The sequence below is a fragment of the Acinetobacter sp. ANC 4654 genome, from assembly GCF_002135425.1.
GTDB classification, from domain to species: Bacteria; Pseudomonadota; Gammaproteobacteria; order Pseudomonadales; family Moraxellaceae; genus Acinetobacter; species Acinetobacter kyonggiensis.
Window position 1 is genome coordinate 715,080 of record NZ_NEGL01000001.1, and the last position, 19,804, is coordinate 734,883.

Annotated in this window: 20 protein-coding genes; 5 read left to right on the forward strand and 15 right to left on the reverse strand. The window is 40.3% G+C overall.

The window, feature by feature from the left end:
- The first annotated feature begins 242 nt into the window (after window positions 1-242).
- Complete coding sequence (locus tag B9T24_RS03440; protein WP_086164488.1) at window positions 243-599, forward strand: hypothetical protein; 357 nt, start codon at window positions 243-245, stop codon at window positions 597-599.
- A gap of 40 nt (window positions 600-639) precedes the next feature.
- On the opposite strand, the gene bfmS is transcribed toward B9T24_RS03440, so the two are convergent.
- Together bfmS and bfmR are read right to left on the reverse strand one after the other, a co-directional pair.
- Window positions 640-2,298, reverse strand: a complete 1,659-nt coding sequence (gene bfmS / locus B9T24_RS03445; protein ID WP_086164489.1) for a sensor histidine kinase BfmS — start codon at window positions 2,296-2,298, stop codon at window positions 640-642.
- Window positions 2,299-2,328: 30 nt separating this feature from the next.
- Complete coding sequence (gene bfmR, locus B9T24_RS03450) at window positions 2,329-3,045, reverse strand: response regulator transcription factor BfmR (RefSeq protein WP_004651027.1); 717 nt, start codon at window positions 3,043-3,045, stop codon at window positions 2,329-2,331.
- A gap of 596 nt (window positions 3,046-3,641) precedes the next feature.
- Between bfmR and B9T24_RS03455 the strand changes: the two genes are divergently transcribed.
- The 4 genes from B9T24_RS03455 (at window position 3,642) to B9T24_RS03470 (ending at window position 8,936) form a co-directional block, all read left to right on the forward strand.
- Entirely contained in the window at window positions 3,642-6,476 is a 2,835-nt protein-coding gene (locus B9T24_RS03455; protein ID WP_086164490.1) for a ribonucleoside-diphosphate reductase subunit alpha, read from the forward strand.
- Window positions 6,477-6,586: 110 nt separating this feature from the next.
- A complete protein-coding gene (locus tag B9T24_RS03460) occupies window positions 6,587-6,715 on the forward strand; it encodes a preprotein translocase subunit YajC (protein WP_074945964.1) in 129 nt (42 codons plus the stop codon).
- 140 nt (window positions 6,716-6,855) lie between these two features.
- A complete protein-coding gene (locus tag B9T24_RS03465; RefSeq protein ID WP_086164491.1) occupies window positions 6,856-8,139 on the forward strand; it encodes a ribonucleotide-diphosphate reductase subunit beta in 1,284 nt (427 codons plus the stop codon).
- A gap of 191 nt (window positions 8,140-8,330) precedes the next feature.
- On the forward strand, window positions 8,331-8,936 hold the full coding sequence (locus tag B9T24_RS03470; protein ID WP_086164492.1) for a DUF805 domain-containing protein: 606 nt from the start codon (window positions 8,331-8,333) through the stop codon (window positions 8,934-8,936).
- Between the two features lie 54 nt (window positions 8,937-8,990).
- Here the strand turns inward: B9T24_RS03470 and B9T24_RS16775 are convergent, their stop codons facing one another.
- From B9T24_RS16775 to B9T24_RS03535, 13 genes are all read right to left on the reverse strand, one after another.
- The gene (locus B9T24_RS16775; protein WP_143223729.1) at window positions 8,991-9,404 is read right to left on the reverse strand and encodes a TM2 domain-containing protein; all 414 of its coding nucleotides are present in this window, start codon (window positions 9,402-9,404) and stop codon (window positions 8,991-8,993) included.
- A gap of 204 nt (window positions 9,405-9,608) precedes the next feature.
- Entirely contained in the window at window positions 9,609-10,481 is an 873-nt protein-coding gene (locus tag B9T24_RS03480; protein WP_086164493.1) for an NAD(P)-dependent oxidoreductase, read from the reverse strand.
- A gap of 9 nt (window positions 10,482-10,490) precedes the next feature.
- Window positions 10,491-11,846 carry a pyrimidine utilization transport protein G gene (gene rutG / locus B9T24_RS03485; RefSeq protein ID WP_086164494.1) on the reverse strand — a complete coding sequence of 452 codons (1,356 nt, stop codon included), beginning with the start codon at window positions 11,844-11,846 and terminating at the stop codon, window positions 10,491-10,493.
- 33 nt (window positions 11,847-11,879) lie between these two features.
- A complete protein-coding gene (gene rutF / locus B9T24_RS03490; protein ID WP_416224346.1) occupies window positions 11,880-12,362 on the reverse strand; it encodes an NADH-dependent FMN reductase RutF in 483 nt (160 codons plus the stop codon).
- Window positions 12,363-12,562: 200 nt separating this feature from the next.
- A complete protein-coding gene (gene rutC / locus B9T24_RS03495; RefSeq protein ID WP_086164495.1) occupies window positions 12,563-12,943 on the reverse strand; it encodes a pyrimidine utilization protein C in 381 nt (126 codons plus the stop codon).
- 37 nt (window positions 12,944-12,980) lie between these two features.
- Window positions 12,981-13,742: a pyrimidine utilization protein B gene (gene rutB, locus B9T24_RS03500; RefSeq protein ID WP_086164496.1), complete on the reverse strand. Its 762-nt coding sequence runs from the start codon at window positions 13,740-13,742 to the stop codon at window positions 12,981-12,983.
- Complete coding sequence (rutA, locus tag B9T24_RS03505) at window positions 13,739-14,854, reverse strand: pyrimidine utilization protein A (protein ID WP_086164497.1); 1,116 nt, start codon at window positions 14,852-14,854, stop codon at window positions 13,739-13,741. Before rutA ends, rutB begins: the two co-directional genes overlap by 4 nt.
- Window positions 14,855-15,235: 381 nt before the next feature.
- Entirely contained in the window at window positions 15,236-16,039 is an 804-nt protein-coding gene (gene rutD / locus B9T24_RS03510) for a pyrimidine utilization protein D (protein ID WP_086164498.1), read from the reverse strand.
- 655 nt (window positions 16,040-16,694) lie between these two features.
- Window positions 16,695-16,931 carry an acyl carrier protein gene (acpP, locus tag B9T24_RS03515; RefSeq protein WP_004651013.1) on the reverse strand — a complete coding sequence of 79 codons (237 nt, stop codon included), beginning with the start codon at window positions 16,929-16,931 and terminating at the stop codon, window positions 16,695-16,697.
- An 83-nt stretch (window positions 16,932-17,014) separates the two neighbouring features.
- Window positions 17,015-17,749, reverse strand: coding sequence for a 3-oxoacyl-ACP reductase FabG (gene fabG, locus B9T24_RS03520; protein ID WP_086164499.1), 735 nt, complete (start codon window positions 17,747-17,749; stop codon window positions 17,015-17,017).
- Entirely contained in the window at window positions 17,746-18,732 is a 987-nt protein-coding gene (fabD, locus tag B9T24_RS03525) for an ACP S-malonyltransferase (RefSeq protein WP_086164500.1), read from the reverse strand. Before fabD ends, fabG begins: the two co-directional genes overlap by 4 nt.
- A gap of 158 nt (window positions 18,733-18,890) precedes the next feature.
- Entirely contained in the window at window positions 18,891-19,073 is a 183-nt protein-coding gene (gene rpmF / locus B9T24_RS03530) for a 50S ribosomal protein L32 (protein ID WP_004279227.1), read from the reverse strand.
- A 78-nt stretch (window positions 19,074-19,151) separates the two neighbouring features.
- Window positions 19,152-19,709 (reverse strand): YceD family protein, encoded by a 558-nt coding sequence (locus B9T24_RS03535; RefSeq protein ID WP_086164501.1) that lies wholly within the window; start codon window positions 19,707-19,709, stop codon window positions 19,152-19,154.
- Window positions 19,710-19,804: the final 95 nt, after the last annotated feature.

Sequence of the window (19,804 nt, forward strand, 5' to 3'; positions counted from 1 at the left end):
GACTTTTCATAACAGCAAAATTTTGCTCATTATGCTGAAAAAACATAAAAATGCTTTTAATGTAATTTTTTAAACTCTGTGACTGATATAAAAAGGCATGACCATAATTGCCCAATACATAAATTATCGAATACATATTTTGTGTGTTTTTTTGCAACTCGCATGCATCTCCTAATGCTCTCTGCCCCCTATTTATGCTATTCCTATAGGCAACTCTAGAACAAAGAATAAGGAACAAACACATGAGCTTAGAATACACACACCAACCTGATTATTTTTTCTTTGCACAATTATTGGTGCATCATGTGGAAGGCTATATTGAAAAACATCCAGATGCCCAAAATGCCATTTTTGACCTTCGTGATATTTACGAACTTTTCCGCCAAGACTTTGCTTCTGCAACCACCAATCTGGATGCCATTCTACATATTGCCGATGAATACAAAGTAGAGACCTTAAACGGTGATCAAAAACTCATTAGCCGTTACGCCATAGATCCCAAAAACAATTCTTTGCTTCTCGACTTCAATGCTGATGCCCTAGAAAATCTTAAACAAGGCAAAAAACTCATTGAACCCGACCCCACCAGCCACGAATAACGCAATATAAAAAGCACCGAAATCGGTGCTTTTATCGTATTTAAGACTCTATATCGTTTTTTGTCATATTCATTTTATTTTTGGCTCGATTAAATCGTCGTGCAGGCCATGACATAGTAAAACGCGCCCCGCCCAAAATAGGACTTTGATCGACGGCTATTTTACCACCAAACCAATACGCAATCCGACTCACAATAGATAGACCCAAACCATAACCACCCGATGCCCGAGTTCGGCTATCATCTAAACGGGCAAAAGCCTCAAAAATCCGCTGACGCTCTTCTTCTGGCACACCCGCCCCATCATCCTCAACTTGAACATAGGCCATTCCTGCATCATCTATGCCACCACTCACAATCACTTTATGATCGCAGTAACGAACCGCGTTCCCCACTAAGTTTTGCACCACACGGTGTAGGTAACGACGTTCTGCATCCACAACCAAATTAATCGGAAGAGGCAGCAGTTCAATTTCTTTTTGCGTTTTCAATGCCTCAGTTTCAACAATTACTTGATCTAATACTTCAAACAAAACAATTTTTTCAAAATCTAAAGAAGGCGTGCCCTGTTCTAATTTTGCATAGGTCATGATTTCATCAATCAAAGTATTGAGTGCCTCAATATCCTTATCAATCATATCAACTTGCTGTAGACGGTAGTCGTAATCATCCTCTTCTGCGAGCATTTCCATACCAAACCGGATACGTGCCACAGGCGTTCTAAGCTCATGCGAAACTGCACGCATCAATTCACGCTGCGCCTCAATCAAACGCTGAATATGATCAGACATACTATTGTAATTGATCGCTAAACTTGCCATTTCATCCGTACCATCAACTGGTAAACGTAATGTCATGTCACCAGATTTCATCCGATGTAATGCATAATTCACTTCACGTAAACGACGCTGCATAGGCACCAGCAAGCCATACACACCTAAACTCAATACGAATAGGCTAAGTAAGGTAATACCTGCCGCGAGCTGAAAAGGCATCCAATTAAAGAGCGGTACAGGACCTAAAACCAGCACCTCAGAAGGCGAGCTTGGCATTGGGGAAACAATAGAAATCGTGGTGCCGCGCACGGTGGCATTATCACGGTATAAAATAATACTGTGATCCAATCGAAGTCGACCGATTTGTTCAGAATCAAGCGGTAAATTTTGAACTTTTTCAATTTGAATCGGATAGGAAAAATTCGACTGAATTTTTGCAAGATATTCTTTTTCTTGTCCTGGGTAATACACCAGATAATCTAAAATAAAAATAGGCAACGCCTTCATTTGGCGCTCCCCTATTTTATCTACTTTAATATAAAGCAAATGTTTAGGATCATCTCGCAAGCCAATAATAATATAAGCAATCGAGTTTTCTGCATCATAACGCACCGCAGCTTTACGGTTATCAATTCTTTTTTGCTCGGTACGCGACAAATCGACTTTACTTGAATCCACATAATAAATGGGAAGTTCAAGTAAGTCGGACGCATCAGAAATCCAATCGCGTTTCTGCTGCTCATTGGGCTGTCTTGAGATTCCCTCACTAATGATATAAGACACACCATCGGTCAAAGATTCACGATATTCTTGTGCGCGCTGATAGTTGATAATTTGTACCAATAGGTAGCCAAATACAGCAACCAATGCCACTAAAATCACTAATCCTGCATAAATACGCAAGAATATACTGTGTTTAAACACGCGGCTGTCCTATAAAATTAAGGGCAAACATTAAAGACCATTGGTCTCTTTAACGAATAAATAACCTTTACTACGTACTGTTTTAATACGTTTTGGATTTTCAGGATCATCACCAATTTTTGGACGAATACGTGAAATACGCACATCAATTGAACGGTCTTGACCATCATATTCAATACCGCGTAGACGCTCAAAAATGTCTTCACGCGATAAAATACGCCCTGCATTTGAAGCCAGCAACCATAACAAATCATATTCAGCACTGGTGAAATCAACCAACTCACCATTTAAAGTGACTGAACGACCACCATTATCAATAACAAGGTCATCAAATTCAATGCGTTGAGCTACTTCATCTTCAGGTGTTTTATCTGTACGACGCAGCAAGGCACGAATACGTGCTAAAAGAACACGCGGTTGAACAGGTTTTGCCACATAGTCATCTGCACCCATTTCTAGACCCAAAACTTGGTCCATATCTTCAGTACGTGCAGTCAACATCAAAATAGGTTGATGATAATGTGGACGAACTTCGCGACAAATGGTCAAACCATCAGCACCAGGAAGCATCACATCAAGCACGACCATATCCGGTTGCTCTGCAATGATGCGACGGATTGCACGATTACCATCAGGTTCTACCCCAACTTCCAATCCATTACGGATAAGGTATTCTTGAGTCAAACGCGCAAGACGCTCATCGTCTTCAACGATTAAAATTTTTGGTAACTTTTCTTCTTGGCTCATAAAATGCCCCTTTATATGGATTAAGGTATCCTTAAAAATCCAAAGGATACGCTTCAACATATCCAGCAATATACACACGTTTACATTGTAAACAAGATAGCATTCACCAAACTGATACATCAAAGTAGTTTTTTGTTATATTTTTATTAAGTGTTGAATTTATTAAACTTTTAAAAATATGTTACTCATACAGCTTAATTTACAATATATTTTGTTACAAAATGATCTTTTTGTGCACGGTTTCACCTCTTGTTCAGAATATGACTGATTAAACCAATTAATCCTGCTCTTTTGAAGTTATCCACAATGTTATCTATAAGCACATTTTTTTAGCTTTGCTATGCTATATCCTTGTCTCATAAGACTTATACCAGAAACATAAAAATAGGGATTTTTTTGCAAAGGAATATTGCAAGGCATTAGAAAAATTTTTACTAAAATGTCAATATTGATCTACCCTGAATTTTCCCGTATCTTGTGTTCAATTCGATTTTAAACCACTAGTTCTTGTGTTTAACCCTCAAACACTGAGGCGATTTATCGTCCAGTTCAAATGGTCCACACATAACAATAGATGACAATGGAGCTATGCCAACATGAGCATAATCACTTCAATCCCTGGTCAACTTCAGGTGATTAAACGCACCGGTGATGTTGCCGCTTTTGATGCAGAAAAAATTTCTGTCGCGATCGGTAAAGCATTTTTGGCTGTAGAAGGTCAACAAAGCGCTGATTCAAGCCGCATTCATGATCGTATAGAGCAATTGACTGAAATGGTCATGAATACGTTTAACCGTCGTTTACCATCAGGCGGCACCATTCACATTGAAGAAGTTCAAGATCAAGTTGAGCTGGCGCTTATGCGTACAGGTGAACAAAAAGTTGCCCGTGCGTATGTCATCTACCGTGAGCAGCGTTCTGAAGCACGTAAACAAACCGGTGCACATCATCACCCAACCTTACAAGTGACTGCTGCAAATGGTCAACTGCAACCCCTTGACCTAGGTGCGCTAAAAGCACATATAGAAAAAGCGGCTGAAGGCTTAGAAGGCATTGATGTTCAAGCGATCATCGATGAAACCATTAAGAACCTATATAACGGCGTAAAAGAGTCTGACATCTCAACCACCATGATGATGGCGACACGTACCCGTATTGAACAAGAACCAAACTATACTTATGTGACTGCACGTTTACTACGTGACAACTTGGTTGCAACAGGTTTAGAGTTTTTAGGTCTAGCTACAGATACTTTAGAAAATGCGGCTTTAGAAACCTTCTTAAAGAAAGGGATTGAGCTTGATCTTTTATCGCCTGAACTACTGAACTTTGACCTTGTTAAATTGGCAGCAGCGATTCAACCAGAACGTTCAAACCAATTTACCTACCTAGGTCTACAAACTTTATTTGACCGTTACTTTATCCATTCAGATGGCGTGCGTTTTGAACTACCACAATTGTTCTTCATGCGCGTATCCATGGGTTTAACGCTGAATGAAGAAAACCGTGAAGATCGTGCGATTGAGTTCTATAACTTATTGTCTAGCTTCGACTACATGGCATCTACACCGACCCTATTCAACTCGGGGACTTTACGTCCACAATTGTCTAGCTGTTACTTAACCACCATTGGTGATGACCTGTACAACATTTATGGCGCAATGCGTGATAACGCAATGTTGTCTAAATGGGCAGGCGGTTTGGGCAATGACTGGACACCTGTTCGTGCATTGAACTCATACATCAAAGGCACAAATGGTAAATCACAAGGTGTTGTACCATTCCTAAAAGTTGCCAACGATACTGCTGTTGCGGTTAACCAAGGTGGTAAACGTAAAGGTGCGGTGTGTGCTTACCTTGAAACTTGGCATTTGGATATCGAAGAATTCCTAGAGCTACGTAAAAACACAGGTGATGACCGTCGTCGTACGCATGACATGAACACTGCAAACTGGGTTCCAGACTTGTTCATGCAACGTGTCTTTGAAGATGCTGAATGGACGTTGTTCACACCTTCTGAAACCCCAGATCTGCATGATTTGATGGGCGTAGAATTCGCTGAACGCTATGCTTACTATGAAGGCATTGCGAAAGAAACCAACATGTTGCACAAAGTGATTCGTGCAAAAGATTTGTGGCGCAAAATGCTGTCGATGTTGTTTGAAACGGGTCATCCGTGGATCACATTCAAAGACGTATGTAACTTACGTTCACCACAACAACACGTGGGCGTCGTGCATTCATCTAACTTGTGTACAGAAATTACGTTAAACACCAATGAAGACGAAATTGCGGTGTGTAACTTAGGTTCAATCAACCTTGTGCAACACGTTAAAGGTGGTGTACTTGACCGTGAAAAACTTGCTCGCACAGTAAAAACTGCCGTTCGCATGCTCGACAACGTGATTGACATCAACTATTACGCAGTTCCGCAAGCGCGTACTTCAAACTTGAAACACCGTCCAGTCGGTATGGGCATCATGGGCTTCCAAGATGCACTATATGAAATGAACTTGGCGTATGGTTCTGATGCCGCAGTTGAGTTTGCCGATGAATCAATGGAAGTGATTAGCTACTACGCGATTACAACTTCAAGTGATTTGGCTGTTGAACGTGGTACGTATGAGACATTTAAAGGATCACTTTGGGATCAAGGTATCTTGCCAATCGACTCTTTAGACTTGGTTGCAAAATCACGCCCAGAACGCATGTTCGAAGTAGATCGTACACAACGTTTGGATTGGGATACTTTACGTAATAAAGTTCAAAAAGACGGTATGCGTAACTCGAATGTGATGGCAATTGCGCCAACGGCAACCATTTCGAACATTTGTGGTGTTTCACAATCAATCGAGCCAACATTCCAAAATCTGTATGTGAAATCGAACCTTTCTGGCGAATTCACAGTGATTAACCCGTACTTAGTACGTGCGTTAAAAGATCGTGGTCTTTGGGATTCTGTGATGGTCAATGACCTGAAACACTTCGAAGGTTCTGTTCAGAAAATTGCGCGTATTCCTGAAGAGCTTAAAGCCATCTTCGCGACTGCATTTGAAGTTGAGCCACGTTGGATTGTGGATGCTGCATCACGTCGTCAAAAATGGATTGATCAAGCACAATCGCTTAACCTTTACATCTCGGGTGCTAATGGTAAGAAATTGGACATGACCTACAAAATGGCATGGTTACGCGGTCTTAAAACCACCTATTACCTCCGAGCTTTAGGCGCAACTTCTGCTGAAAAATCAACCATTAATACGGGTGCATTGAACGCAGTTAAATCAAACATGGGCGCTCCTGTCGTAACTAGCGCACCTGTTGCCGAAGTTGCGAAAAAACCTGAAGCAGTAACTGAAGATGATTTTGCTCAAGCGGCACCAGTGCCACTTGCATGTTCAATCGATAATCCTGATTGTGAAGCTTGTCAATAATTTGGTGAGTTGAAAAAATCCTCCCTAGCCCTCCTTTAAAAAGGAGGGAAAAGTCCCTCTTTCTCAAAGAGAGATTTAGGGAGATTAAAATATAAATAAAGGAAAAGACCATGCAACATATGACTCATAACTACATGTTAGGACTCGCAGTTCTGGTCTTTGCCTTTATTGTCTTTTATGTACCGATGGGCTATGCATTTTTAGCCATCCGTAAACAACAGCGTAAGCAAAATAAGTAATGGGGATATTGCTCTTTATGGACAAAACAAGAGCACTCATCGACAAAACTTGATTTTGCTTACACAGAATAAGCGTATAGTAGACATCTTCGTTTGTGAGATGTCCGAAAACAGATATAAGCAACGAAGAGAGAATTGATATGTCTATCCTAAGTTGGGACGATTTCGAAGATGATTCGCAAAAACCGGCTGCACCTGAACGCAAGTCTGCGTCCATCGACCCGCAAAAAGCGGTTAATACGCAGATGGTATCTGATGCACACAACACATCGTCGGATGTGGCAACTGCACAACCCGCTGCAACCCGTAAAGGTGGAACAAAACATTCAACCGATTCACTGGCAAGAGCATCTGCTGCCTTAGAATCCCTTGATGTTGCACCGGGCTTAGAAGAGCTTGAAATGGGCGCACAGCGTGTACAAGTTGATGATAAAGCCATGATCAACTGTCGTGCAGATTTGAACCAACTTGTACCATTCAAATACGAATGGGCTTGGCAGAAATATCTAGATGGTTGTGCAAACCACTGGATGCCACAAGAAGTTAACATGAACCACGACATCGCTCTTTGGAAGTCTGAAAATGGCTTAACTGAAGATGAACGTACCATTGTTATGCGTTCTTTAGGTTTCTTCTCGACTGCCGATTCATTGGTTGCAAACAACTTGGTATTGGCGATTTACCGTCACATTACTAACCCTGAATGCCGCCAATACATTTTACGTCAAGCATTTGAAGAAGCCATTCATACCCATGCTTACCAATACTGTATTGAATCTTTAGGTATGGATGAAGGCGAAGTCTTCAACATGTACCGTGAAGTACCATCAGTAGCACGTAAAGCAGCTTGGGGCTTGAAGTACACGCAATCTTTATGTGACCCAACTTTCCAAACGGGTACGCCTGAAAATGATCAAATTTTGCTTCGCAACTTGATCGCATTCTACTGCGTACTTGAAGGGATTTTCTTCTACTGTGGTTTCAGTCAAATTTTGTCAATGGGTCGTCGTAATAAAATGAATGGTGTTGCTGAGCAATTCCAATACATTTTACGTGATGAGTCGATGCACTTGAACTTTGGTATCGACATGATTAACCAAATCAAGAATGAAAACCCAGCCCTTTGGACAGCAGAATTCCAAGAAGAAATCATTCAAATGATTCTTGAAGGCACTATGCTTGAAATTGAATATGCACGTGACACCATGCCACGCGGTGTATTGGGTATGAATGCTGCCATGATGGAAGAATACTTGAAGTTCATTGCAAACCGTCGTTTAGCACAACTGGGTCTGCCTGAACAATTTGCTGGTGTGAACAATCCATTCCAGTGGATGTCAGAAATGATGGACTTACGTAAAGAGAAAAACTTCTTTGAAACTCGCGTAACAGACTACCAAACAGGTGGTGCGTTAAGCTGGTAATTTAACGATTTAAAAAATCCCGCACCATGCGGGATTTTTTAATATAAAGATAAAAACATGATAAAAAACAATAGAAATACAGCAACTTAAGAATAAATATTTAGTTTAAATTTCAAACTGTTCTGCTATTATAAAGTTGAATAACAACACTAAATTTATAACTTAATAAACATAAAATCACAGAGGTTAAAATGAAAGGAAATATTTTAGATTTTTCAATCCAAAGCAACACAGGCATTATCAGTGGTGATGATCAAAACCGCTACAATTTTACGGGTGCAGAATGGCGTGGACAACGCCCACCCGCTCGTGGTGATCGTGTGGATTTTGATGTCGATGATACGGGTAACGCGATTCAAATTTTTACAGCACTCGGTCACAGCAACCCTGTACAAAATCTATCTAGCCAATTAGACAAAATTTCTGATCAGAACAAAGCTGAAGAACAATTCAACATGCTTGATTGGTTTGTGAAATGTTTAAAAAATTATGTCACTTTTGATGGACGTGCACGTCGTAAAGAATTTTGGTTCTTTATGCTAGTTTGTGTCGGTATTGGAATTATTGCTCGAATTCTAGATAACATACTACATACAGGAAAATTAATTGATAGCCTACAAAGCCTTGTCTTACTACTTCCTAGCTTAGCTGTCGGGGCACGTCGTCTACATGACACTGGTCGCTCTGGCTGGTGGCAATTATTGGTGTTGACCATTATTGGTATTATTCCACTCATTATTTGGTGGGCATCCAATACCAAACCAGAAAATAACCAATGGGGACAACCTGCAAAATAAGCCTTGTTCAAGCATAAAAATAGAGGGCTTTCAAAACCCTCTATTTTAAATAAACTAGCCATATTTACGTGCAAAATCTTCATCTGAAGTACATAAATAAATTATAAATTCAATAAAAGCGACCAATGCAGGAATAAAGGTCCAGCAGAAAAGTAAATAAGCAACACCCCAGCCAATTTGACCTAAATAAAATTTATGTACACCAAAACCACCCACAAAGAATGCCAAAATTGCGGCAACAATTCGATTTTTTGAACCCACTTGCCCCGAAAATGCTGACGGATGGCTAAGAACATAAACATTCAGTGCCTGCCCTGATGGATCTATTTCAAAATCAACAATCTGACCACGGCTCGGAACGGTTTGCCCTCGCCACTCTGCACCTGTAAAGGAATAACGTCTCTGGTCATCACCACTAATCACACCCGCATTATTCTGAACAGAATAATCTAATATTTGTCCTTTCATTTTTAACCTAATTATTTTTTATCAACGACTTATTCAGTTTATATGCTCTGGTATTTTTTATATATGCTTTTTTTAAACAGACAAGGCGCATGAAGCGCCTTTTAAAATTGCAAAAATAAAGATAAAACCAACTTGAAAATTGCCTGTCTAAAATGTCTTAGTTCGAATATTTAATCCAACACGTCATTTAGCAATGACGTATCACTATTGCAATTCAATTTGATTCATCTGTTCTAAACTCTGTACCGCAGCAGAAAAATCTAACTGACTCGCCTGTTTTTTCTCAATACGGGCAAACTGTTGCTGAATAAGATGCATACTGGGCAGCTGCAAAGCTGTCTGCTGAGTCAAATCGACAGCAATACCAATATCTTTTTGTAATAAATCCAATGCAAAAGTTTTATCAAAACGACGATTTAGTACCCGCTGCGCCATAATATTCTCAGAGATGCTACTTTTACCACTGGAATGATTAATACAATTCAAAGCAGCGGTTAAATTTACCCCTTTAGATTTCAGCACAGTCAGTCCTTCCGCTAAAGCCCATAAATGCGTTGCCATTAAAGTATTATTAATGGCTTTTACCGCAAAACCCGATCCACTTTCTCCAACATATTCAATTAAAGCTGAAAATGCTGAAATAATGGGTTTGGCTTGTGCAAAAGCATGCGCATCACCGCCAATCATCACCGTTAAGGTGCCACGTTCAGCACCGATGGTTTGCCCTGAAACGGGTGCATCTAGATATTCAACGCCTAGTTTATTCAGACGTTGACCGATTTTTTTTGCTGCCTCAGGCACACCACTGGTGCAATCAATCCAGATGCTGCCTTTTTTTGGCAGATGTGCGGCGATCAACTGTTCAACATCGGCACTGGTGGGTAAACAGCTAAAAATAAAATCTGCCTGTAATGCTTTTTGCAATGAAACCGAGTGCGTTTCGAAGCAAATAGAATGGTGATCTGCCTTCGCCTGTGTTCTATTCCACACCCAAACTTCATGTCCAAGTTTAGGCAGATGGGAGGCCATATGCCAGCCCATTGCACCCAGTCCGATAAATGAAATTGTATGACTCAAAATAAGCTCCTAATGATGCACCACGGGTGTTACCGAATTTTCGGCATTTGCACTTACCGAACTGATTGCATCTTCACCCCGATTTAAAAATAGATTCAGTACTATGGCGGCTAAAGTTGCCGTACCAATTCCACCCAAATCAAATGCACCGATATGTAGGCTAAAGTTACCTGCCCCCATAATCAGGCTGACCGCGGCAATAATTAAAGTACTGTTTTTGGTAAAATCAATTCTGTTATCTACCCAAATTTTAGCACCCGCCACCGTAATCAAACCAAAAACCACGATTGATGCACCGCCCAATAAAGCCACTGGAATGGTACTAATCACTGCTCCAAATTTTGGGGACAATCCCAGTAAAACAGCAAATAAACCCGCCACCACAAAGATTGTGGTTGAATAAACTTTGGTGACTGCCATCACCCCAATATTTTCAGCATAAGTGGTCATCCCTGTACCCCCTACCGATGCCGACATGGTGGTACAAATACCATCGGCAAAAAATGCACGTCCCATATACGGTGATAAATTTTTACCCGTCATGGCGGAAACTGCTTTAAAGTGTCCTAAGTTTTCTGCCACCAAAATAATGGCTACAGGTGCAATCAATAACATGGCATTGGCATTAAAAACTGGACTATGGAAAGTTGGCAGACCAAACCAAGCGGCATTTGAGATGAAAGAGAAATCAATCGGTTTGCCAAAACCCATGATATTGGTCAGTAAGAAATAGACAAAATAAGCACTACACAACCCCACCAGCAACAACAAACGACGCAGCATGCCACGAGTAAAGACCGCCACAACACTGATACATAAAATCGTGACCACAGCCATCCAAGTATCAAAACTATTTGCCGAAACACTTTTAATGGTAATTGGTGCTAGATTCAGACCAATAATCATCACAATCGCACCCGTCACAAGCGGTGGCATGAGTTTCTCAATCCAGCCTGTTCCCGTTTTCATGACAATTAAACCAATAGCCGCATAAACCAGACCGCAAGCCATGGTTCCCCCCAATGCAAGCCCAATATTCGGATTTGACCCCACACCTGCATAGCCCGTTGCTGCGGCAATTGCACCAATAAAGGCAAAACTTGAGCCCAAATAACTGGGCATTCGACCGCCCGTCATGAGGAAAAATAAAATTGTGCCTATTCCTGTAATAAAAATGGTGAGGTTTGGATCAAACCCCATCAACAAGGGTGCGAGTACCGTTGCACCAAACATTGCAAAAGCATGTTGCAAACCTAAAACAATACTTTTACCCGCAGGTAAATACTCATCCACCTGTACAGGTGTTACATCTAAGTCGCCTTGATAAGGCTTAAATTTCGGAAACCACGGTTCTTTAGCTTGCATGGGTTTCCCCTCCCTCAAATTAGGAATTTTGGATTAGTACATCGGTTGTGGCTCGCAATAGGTGCGGTTGAAGTACATCAGTGCATTCTGACCTTCATTTTTTTTCATCGCTTTAACCTCACAGATCAGTACATCGTGACTCCCCACAGACATGCTTTGCACCACTTCACAGTCAAAAGAAACCAACGCATCATCTAAAACAGGTGCCTGTGTGCTTAGGGTTGACCATGTTCCACGCAAGAATCGTTCTGACATGGGCGTTTTTCCACCAAAAACATTTGATAACTCAATTTGATGTGCTGCCAAGGTATTTACACAAAGGACTTTATTGGTTTTAAAGGTTTCAAATACCGATGCAGAACGATTTAAACACACCAATAATGTTGGCGGTGAGTCCGTGACACTACACACAGCAGAAGCGGTAAAACCAGCCTGTCCTGCCTCACCATGAGTCGTAATCACATTCACTGCTGCACCCAAATTAGACATCCCTTGTCGAAAAACAGCCTGATCCATTTCTATCTGCTTTTCATCCGCAGTAATTTGAAAACTTTGAGCCAGTTGCGCTACAGCATGACTCGACTGAACTGACATTATTTTGCTGTTCATCGCGATCTCCTCACTGAAATTCAGTGCTTAATATCTCATCTGAATTTCAGTGCTATCTTTTATGAATATCAAAGCCAAATAGGCTTGTTGTTAAAAACGATGACGACTTAGACATGCGCAATTGAAGCAATTTCAACCAAAGCATCTGGTTTGACCAATCCAGTTTGTACGCAATAACGTGCAGGTTTATCTCCCGGGAAATATTCTGCATAGACCGTATTAATCGCAGCATAATCGGCCCAGTCTTTGACAAAGACATGATTAAAGGTCACGTCATCCATGCTGCCACCTGCGGTTGCAAGCACTTTTTTAATGCTTTCTAAAATATGCCGAGTCTGTGCCGCGGCATCGCCAACATGCACAACATTGTTATTTTCATCAAAGGCTAAAGTGCCAGAAACATAAACAATATTGTCAGCTTGTGTCGCTGGAACATAAGGTGCGAGTGGCTTTCCCGTTCCTTCTGGAAGGATGATCTTTTTAGGCATAGCTTTATTCTCTAATCATTTTATTCAACGGGTTTACTTAAGCTGTTTTGTCAAAATGTTGCGGATTTAACTGAAAAGTTTTGGTAAATTCCTGCGTATCCGACACCCAGCCAAAGAATGTTTTAATGTTATACAGGCTGGCTTGCTGTGCTTCTGCTGGCCCTGCCTGATAGCATGCATCACTTAATGCCACGCCAAAATACTCAAGAAAAAAACCATCTCTTAACGTCGATTCCACACACACATTGGTCGCAATACCGACAAAAACCAAGTTACGAATACCCTGACTACGCAACATGCTATCCAGTGCGGTATTAAAGAAACCGCTATAACGTGGTTTTTCAATCACAATGTCTTGTGCTAAAGGTTGTAACTCATCAATCAACTCAAAGTCCCAACCTCCTTTTGCCAGCAATTTTCCTTGCAGCTCAGGTTGCTTACGCATGGTTTTTAAGGCATTGGATTTATGAAAATTCGGTGAATTGATACCACCGGCTTCAACATACTGCTCATCCCAGCCATTTTTGAAATAAATCACTTGAATGCCCGCGGCATGTGCAGCAGCCACCGCTTTTTTAATGTTCTCCACCACAGGCTGAGTAGTTGAAACATCAAACCCAGCTAAATCCAAATAACCACCTTTTGAGGTATAGGCATTTTGCATATCAATCACGATTAACGCCGTTTGCTCAGGTGCAAGTTGAATCGCCTCTGGTTCTGCTTTTAAAATTTTTCCAGTACCTGCGGCTTGGGTAAACCCTGCACAAACCACATTTTCAAATGATGCATTGCTTTTCATGCTGATTTCTCCAAAACAGGGATTTGAGTCACTTCACCCTCAACCACAATATGTTCACGACATTTCATCAGCGGTTGAATTTTCTGACCAAAGTCCTCCACACCCTGAATAAAATCATCAAAGGTTAAAAGAATGCCTTCCGTTCCTTTAATTTCACCAATTTCATCCAGCATTTTGGCAACATTTGCATAAGAACCAACTATGGTGCCCATATTGATATTCACAGGAGATACACTCGAAGCCATTTGACGGATATTGGTATCTGCCCCCGATTTAGTGTCTTTACCGCCCTGATTTAATAACCAGTTAATGGCTTCTACATCGGCCCCATCGTTATAGTTTTGCCATTTCGCAAAAGCTTCATCATCCGTTTCAGCAGCAATCAGCATAAATAAAACATAGGTCGAAACATCGCGTCCTGTTTTATCGGTTTGCGCTTTTAAACGGTCATTAATATCGGCATAGGCTGTAGGTGTATTTAAGCCTTTACCAAAGACAAAATTGTAGTCAGCATATTTAGCCGAGAACTCCAAACCTGTATCGGACTGTCCTGCACAAATGATTTTCATCTCTGCTTGTGGACGCGGACTGACCCGACAATCATCCATTTGGAAATGTTCACCTTTAAAATCGGATTGTCCTGTCGCCCAAAGCTCACGTAAAATTCCCACATATTCCGACAAATAGTCATAACGTTTCGCGAAATATTCATCCCCCGGCCACATGCCCATTTGTTTATATTCTGGTGCTTGCCAGCCAGTAACTACATTTAAACCAAAACGCCCATTTGAAATAGAATCAATGGTCGATGCCATGCGTGCCACAATTGCAGGTGGCATGACCAGTGTTGCAGCAGTGGCATAAATTTGAATTTTGCTTGTGACTGCTGCCAGTCCAGCCATTAAAGTAAAAGTTTCAAGGTTATGATCCCAAAATTCTGTTTTGCCGCCGAAGCCACGTAGCTTGATCATTGATAGTGCAAAATCGAAACCGTAATGTTCCGCACGTTGCACAATCTGTTTGTTCATTTCAAAGCTAGGCTTATATTGTGGTGCATTTTCAGACAGCAACCAGCCATTATTTCCAATTGGACAGAAGACACCGATTTTCATTTTTAAGTACCTTTTTTACCATTTGTTTAAAAATACCCTTTAGGCATTTCACTTGATTATTCATATTAAGTATTTAGCAAATGGCGTGCCAATTATAATTTATTATTATTAATCAAATATTTACAATTTATTTATTTTATCAAACAGTAAAATAATCAATAAAACAGATGCACCGTTATAGTTACAATGGCTCCAAAAAAATGCACAATTTAAAAAAATGATCACTATTTTTTATAAAGCATGAACATCTTTAAGCGTATAAATAAAAAAACCGTGAGCTTAAAATCACGGTTTAATCAAACACACTAAAAATCAGCGTATTCACACATCTAAAAATACAGATGCTCTCTGTAGATTCATTGACGAAAGACTATGAACCTATCATTTGCATAAAATGAGGCTGAAAAACTGAAGAATCGTTTTATTCAATAGCTCTGGTCTGGTCACTGTTGAAGCATGTGCACCTGTTTCAAGAACAGTCAGTTGTCCATGCCCAAACTGTTGCTGTAAATCAATAGATTTTTGTACAGGTACTAAAAAGTCATCCTGATTTGCAATGAAATGCAGTTGACTATGCTGCAACGCCTGTATGTGCTGCTCATTAATCCTAAATTTCTGTGCAGCATCAATACGCTTAAGCACATTTTGAGTGGGTGGAAAATCTTCAAGTTGAATATTTTCTAGCATATCTAAATGTTCATGATTTTTTGAAATCCATGCGGGTGGATACAAAAATAATCCCTGTGCTCTAACATAAGCCTCTGAACCTGCCGATTTTAATAAATGAATTCGAGCTTCAAAGCATTTTTTTGTATGCGGATCTAACTCATTCCATGCATTAATACAGGTTAAACTTAAGCATGTAGTTTCAGATGACCGAAGTAAGACAGCCAGTTCTGCACCAATAAACCCACCAATCGCATGCCCAATAAAATGAAAATGCTGAATTTTTTCTTGCGTTAAAATTTGCACCAATTGCTTGGCTAAATCAGTCATTGAATATTGTTCTGATAAAGCCATAGAATTGGCGTGGCAACCTTCTTGGTCATAACTTAAAACATGAAAATACGGGGTGAGTGCCGCAATCTGAGGCTGCCAAAAACTGGCATGACCGCCCAAGCCTGAAGCTAAAATTAAAAAATCTGCATTGAAGTTTTTTGTACAACGATTAATTTGATAAGTCATTTTTACCATTCATTAAAATAGATTGAATGATCAACAGCAAAATTTGTGCCTAAAAATAAGTGCATGACAGTTGATTTTATACACATAGCCTGCTCTATGGATAATCACGCATAACCTATCATGTTCAGAAAAATAGAGTTCATTGGATAGAAGAAAGCTGACTTAAAAGAGCTTATCTATGATTTTTATCAGATATAAAAATAGATAAACTAAATTAAATATAAAAACTTAAACATCAACATGTGGCAAGATGAGCTAAAAATCTGCTCAAAAGCCGTTTGGATTAGAGTCTATTCCAGCCATGTACAGCTCAATTTCAAGCTTTAATATGACCTAATTTATTGGCAATTTCTTATATAAATGTTTCTAGCAATATGATTAAAGCCACCTATTACTGCATTTTGGCACTATATTCTTTTACTAACAACCTAATTACAACATCAAAAAGATCCTGCATATTTTCCCGTAGCCACAATTGCGATTTATCCTACTGAATAAATAATCTGCTATTTTTTTAAATTTTTATGCAAAAAGTTACCTTTGGTGAATCAAATCGAACTGTAGCTAATCAAAGTTATGTAACAACAGTTTTAATTTTCCAATAAAAAAGCCACCTAAAAGGTGGCTTTCATTTTCAGCTACGCTGAAACAACAATTAACCTAGTTTCTTAGAAACATAGTCAATTGCAGATTGAACAGTTGTGATTTCGTTAGAATCTTCATCAGGGATAGTGATGTCAAAATCATTTTCGAAAGACATAACAAGCTCAACTAAGTCTAAAGAGTCAGCACCTAAGTCATCCATAAAAGATGCTTCGTTTTTAATCTCTTCAGCTTTAAGACCAAGTTGTTCTGCAACCGCTTGTTTGATACGTAGTTCGATATCGCTCACAGGAATTCTCCTCATTGCTTGTGGCGTTTTTAATGCCGTTAGTTTAATTGAATATCTAATTTTTGGAAAGTTTATACTTGAGCTTAGCTCATGTATAGACCACCATTCACATGTAAAACAGTACCAGTGATATAACTTGCTTTCTCGCTAGCTAAAAAGCTCACTGCATTTGCGATATCTTGTGGATCACCTAAACGGTTTAATGCCACTTGATCACTCATTTTCTTACGAATTTCTTCACTTAATTGCTCAGTCATTTCTGTTGCAATAAAGCCAGGGGCAACAGCATTCACCGTAATTTGGCGACTACCCATTTCTTTTGCAAGACTACGACCGAACGCTTCTATGCCTGCCTTAGCGGCAGAATAGTTGGCTTGTCCCGGGTTTGCAAAGTGTGCAACCACAGAACTAATATTAATAATGCGTCCAAAACGTGCTTTGGTCATACCTTTTAAAACACGCTTAGATAGACGATAAACGGCTTTCAAATGAATATTGAGAATATCATCCCAATCATCTTCAGACATGCGTAATAACAAATTATCTTTGGTGATTCCTGCATTATTTACCAGCACAAGAACTGGACCATATTTTTGTTCAATATCTGTAACTAAGGCATCAATGGCTGTCGCATCACGTACATCCAGTACTTTACCTGCACCATTTTCAGCAAAACTTGCAGATAATTTTTCTGCGCCTGCTTCAGATGTTGCCGTACCCACGACAAAATAACCGTCTAAAATTAATTGCTGAGCAATGGCTGCACCAATTCCTCTGCTCGCACCTGTTACCAATGCGACTTTGCGTTGTTGTGTCATGCGATTTTCCCTTCAGCCACTAAAATGGCATTTAATGCATCCTCCAAACGACTGTTACTGTCGAGTGGGAAGGCTTTTTCAATATTTGGTAAACGCTTCGCAAGATTGGCAAGCACATTTCCTGGACCACACTCAACCACATACTGCACACCTTGATCTTGAAGGTACTGCATCGTCTTGGTCCATTGCACAGATTGATACAATTGAGCGGTTAATGCCTGACGTAATTGCGTCACGTCTGTCGCAATTTCTGCGTTGACATTTTGTATTACAGGAAGGCTAGGTAGCTCAATGGCAGTTTGTTCCAAAGCTTCTGCAAACTTTTCAGCAGCAGGTTTCATCAGTGAACAATGTGACGGCACTGAAACTGGAAGTGCAATCGCTTTACCCCCATTTTCTTTTGCCGTTGCCATGACGGCTTCCACTAAAGTTTTATCGCCAGCAATGACAACCTGACCTTGCGCATTATAATTGGCTGCTTCTACTGAGCCACGACCTTGCATATTGGCTTGTTCACACAATTCAAGCACTTGGGTATCGTCTAAACCCAAGATTGCGGCCATTGCACCCTGCCCTTGAGGGACAGCATCTTGCATGAGTTTACCGCGCAAATTGACCAGTTTAACGGCATCACCAAGGCTCATTGCCCCAGCCGCAACCAATGCACTGTATTCACCAAGTGAATGACCTGCAAGATATTTTGGCGCAACACCACCTAATTCCAACCACACGCGCCATAAGGCGATACTTGTAGTCAGCAATACAGGCTGTGTAAATTCTGTTTGGTTTAACCCTTCGCCACTTTGTGCAATATGCCATAAATCGAAACCAATGGCTTCTGACGCTTCAGCAAAAGTATCCGTTATCCCACTAAACTGTTCAGCAAGTTCAGCTAACATGCCAACTTTTTGTGAACCCTGACCAGGAAAAACAAATGCAGTTTTTGTTGCTTGAGCTGCTTGCTCGAGTCGTTTAGACGACATATAAAAATCCTTTCATGAACCTAAGCTCGTTTATGCTGCGAAATTTAGCACTTAATTTTTGTTTTGGTAATTGCCAAATACAACAAAAAACAGCAACAAAAAAAGGGAGCTTTCGCTCCCATTTTTTCCACTAAGCTTTAAGCCTAATGCTTCGTTAATTATTCAGCAGATGCTTTAGCGAATAATTGACGACCACGGTAGATACCATCTTTAGATACATGGTGACGACGGTGAGTCTCGCCAGTAGCTTGGTCTACAGTTAATGCATTCTCGGTTAAAGCGTCATGTGAACGGCGCATGTCACGGCGAGAGCGACTTTTACGGTTTTGCTGAACGGCCATGATGGCTCCTTACAAAGATCGAAAAAATGGATCAGAACAAATTCAGTTGTCTTATACTTGGCAGTATAACACAAAAAATTAGTTAAGTTTACCCTTCAAACCTGCCAAAATATCAAACGGATTGTCCCGTTTTTCTTCGACAATGTCATCATTGGCGGGTTGATGCTTATGCTCACAAACATCATGTTTAGGAGACAAAGGCATCAACAATAACAATTCATCTTCTATTAGTGCGAGTAAATCAGCCGACGCAGGTGCATCAATGCTACCTTTTGTCGTTGCTTCACTTTCACCTAAAACGATGAAATCAGCATCCTCATCCAAGCGCTCTATCAGTGATTCATCATCCACAAGCGCTAAATGAAAATCTGAAACGAGAGTAAGCTCAACAGTATTCAGACAACGCTGACATTCCATCGGAACTTTCGTTTCAACATGACCATTTAGCCATACGATACGATGATACGCATCCATTGATAGCTTACAGTCTATGTTAATCAATTGATGTTCAATTGATCCAACAGCTTCACGGGAAATTCGAACAAAGCGAGACAATGGCAGGTTACCTGACCATGCATAACCTTGTTCAGCCCATTTAAACGGCTCAATCTGTGCCGGAAAGGTATTTGCTGACATAATTAAGGCGGCAATTCTACAAATTCATGGGTACTCTGTCAAAGATTAAGATACAATTTTGTACTTATTTAGACAGATCATTTGGGTAATACAAG